We start from the raw sequence: 3064 nt of genomic DNA, 5'->3' as shown, positions 1-3064 counted from the left end.
ACCCTGACCCCCGGCTCCGCTTCTGCCGCCCACCCGGTCCTGCCTCCCGGACTGTCCTCGTTCACCGCCCTGCTGTTGGCCCCCTCGGCGACCCCGCTCATCGCCCCGTCGCTGGTTGCGATCGCCGACGCCAGGACCGGCGGCGCTCGCTCGCGGGTCGTCACCGGCGGGCCGGCGGTCGTCGGGGTTCGCAGGCTCCGCGGCGGTAAATCCGCCCGAGTCGGCGGGAGGGGCCGCGTCGTCCGGCGGCGGCCGGCGGTCACCTCGCGAGCGCCCGACGTTGGGGCGGCCGTTCGTCCCGACGACGTACCGGCCTTCCCCGATCTCGACGACGTTCTCGTCGTCGGTGAAGTCGAGCTCGTCGGGATCGGCGGGCGGCGCGTCCGGGTCGGCCGCGGGCGCGTCGTGGTCACTCATGGGTTGTGGTAGCGCGCGCCGTAAAATAGGTGTTGCGGCGGGTTCCCGACGCAGAGCGGGTCTCCGCGGTGGGAACGGTTAGTCGTCTGTGCGGCTGCCTAGAGGCGGACCGCCTCGCCGTCCTCGCTGAAGAGGTCGGGTGCGCTCAATTCAACCTGCGTCGCAGCGCCGGCCGGCGAGACGATGTCGAGAGTCGCGGAATCGCCCTCACCGAACGCCTCTCCGTCCGACGTGTCGTAGAATGCTCCCGATGCGGGATTCAATAGGATCGTGAACTGATCCTGTTCCTGATCGTTGAGAACTGCGTCGTTACGGAATGCACCATCGGAGCCAACCGCGAACTCTCCGGGGTTAAGATTCTCAACGTCGTTGAGATTAAGCGCATCAGAGACGGTGACCGTATCTGAATCTAATGGGCTGGCGTCGCCCGCACCACCACTGTCACGAATCTCCGCCTCCAGGTCGTCATTGCTAGCGAAATCAAGAGAAGAGATGTCGACGTTTACTGTGTCCTGACTGGCATCGTCAGCAATTGTCTTTTGAACCGCGCTATCAGACTCGCCAGCCGGGTACACGTAAATATCCGTAGCACTACCTGTGCTACTAGTGACACCTACTTCGATAGTCTGCGCGTCTGCGCGGATAGGTGTCTGTAGCACGACATCGTCAGAACCAGAGTCAATCGACCCGACAGTCGGCTCCAAGACATCCTCAGCCCCGACGGAGTCCTTCTGAGTGGCGGTATCAGTATTCCCATCGTACAGTTCCACCACGACCTTCTCTCCATCGACTAATTGTAGGGCTGAGATATCGATCTCATTTATTTCACCTTGATCAAGATTTTCGACGGGAACAGCAACTTCATTACTCTGCTGGTCGCTGACGTTTAGCGTGGCAATACTATCGGAAAGCGAACCGACACGGATCTGGACAGTTTCAGCGTCGGTCGGAATCGTCTCCTGAAGCTTAGCATCCCCGCTGGAGACAGAAGGGATACTAAATGCTCGGTTAGTGAACACGAGGTTCTCCTGTCCACCGGGACCGACCGCTTGAATCGTCGTGTCGGCGAGGTCGATATTATCGGCACCAGGTGCGCCGGTAACGGTCAAGCGGGTTTCATTGAGCGTACCGGCACTTGCGTCGCCGACGATACCGACAGAGCTTGTCACCTCGATGCGCTCGGACACGAGGTCCGTACTCTCTTCGCCGGTCGATTCCGCCTGCGACTGGAGGAACCCAGCCGTATTGATCAGGACGCCGGCGGCAATAGCAGCGACAAGCACCATCGCGATGAACACGATGAGCGTGCCGATACCGACTTGACCGCGGTCGTCGTTAGTGATAAATTCGAACATTGTTACAGCCTCACCGAATCGTCGTTTTCACCGACTAACGTAGTCGGGACACGAATTTCGGTCGTCGTGGACGCGCCGGCCGCAGTCGTGAATGTCACCGTCAGGGAGTCTCCCTCGGTAAGCTCGTACGGATCGTTCAGCGCTTCCAAGTCAATCGAAACCTCAGCACGGTCGCTGTTGTCAGTCAGTACGTTGTCGTTCCCGTTCGTAAAGATATTCACGTCGGTGACCGGCGGATTGTCTTGGAGCTGGAACGTCTCCTGCCCGTCTGCTCCAATTAGTTCCGCAGTTACTTCATCGAGATCGACGTTTCCGGCGCCGGGAGCAGATGCAACGACGAACTCGAGCGAGCCGATTCCTTTCTCACCGGAACCAGCAGCGTCGTTGGAAATGACTCCTGACTGACTTACGACCTGAACCCGCTCGCTCACCTGCGCTGTACTCTCTTCGCCCGTTGCTTCCGCTTGCGTCTGGAGGAACCCGGCCGTGTTGATCAGGACGCCGGCGGCGATCGCTGCCACCAGCACCATCGCGATGAACACGATGAGGGTCCCGATCCCCACTTGACCGCGCTCTTCCTCGTCCAGTATGGTTTCGAACATTGTGTGTTGCGTCGGCCCCCGGCCTGCCCGGCGGGCGTTATCGATAGCGAAGTGGATTTCCTACTTAAGATCACGTCCCCGGTTATCCGAGTTGATAAAAACGTCACGTCGTGCGATTTCCGGGTTATTTTGAGTAGTTTAGTTACAGAATATATCAACGACTTCGACGAGAGAGTATCAGATCTGGATCTGCGGCGCAGCGGCGGTACCGACCGGTCTCCGTCACGAATCCGATGTGCGAACGAGCGGCGGCCACGTCGGGCGAGACTGACGAGCGAGAAGGGGTGAATGCCGGGTGTCAACGACGCCGTTCGAAAGAGCGATTCCCCCGGGGCCGTTTCAGCGCTCGTGCTCGGGGGCAGTCGTCTCGGGCGTCTCGCGTCGAGACGCCGAGTCGGTTCGGTCGCGGTCGGCGGAGACCAGTCCGTCGAGGCGGCGCTCGAACTCCGCGTCGGAGATATCGCCCTCGACGTAGCGGTGTTTGAGGCGCTCGATCGGCGTCGCGGGCGCCTCGCGGTCGGCGTCCGCCGGCGAGGTATCACGGTCCTCGGCGATCCGGTCCGCGAGGTAGCCGCCGAGCGCGCCGCTGCCGACGACGGACCCCCCGCCGACCCGCGTGCCCGCGCGGACGCCGAACGTCGCCGCGCGCGACGCCCCGGCCGCGACCCAGACCGCCGACGACCTACGGCG

The 3064-nt window shown here is 61.7% G+C and carries 2 protein-coding genes and 2 pseudogenes; all 4 read right to left on the bottom strand.

What is annotated here, in order from left to right; all coding sequences use genetic code 11:
* Positions 1-417: pseudogene (locus B9G38_RS12785) on the bottom strand (hypothetical protein); the annotation flags it as partial.
* 818 nt (positions 418-1235) lie between these two features.
* Positions 1236-1772, bottom strand: a pseudogene (locus B9G38_RS18820) (archaellin/type IV pilin N-terminal domain-containing protein); the annotation flags it as partial.
* Between the two features lie 2 nt (positions 1773-1774).
* Positions 1775-2374, bottom strand: coding sequence for an archaellin/type IV pilin N-terminal domain-containing protein (locus tag B9G38_RS12775; RefSeq protein ID WP_086220603.1), 600 nt, complete (start codon positions 2372-2374; stop codon positions 1775-1777).
* A 339-nt stretch (positions 2375-2713) separates the two neighbouring features.
* A partial coding sequence (locus tag B9G38_RS12770; protein ID WP_198945686.1) for an SHOCT domain-containing protein occupies positions 2714-3064 on the bottom strand: 351 nt, incomplete at its 5' end.

This window comes from Halorubrum sp. SD612 (genome assembly GCF_002135005.1).
This window is presented reverse-complemented; position numbering and strand designations above follow the sequence as displayed.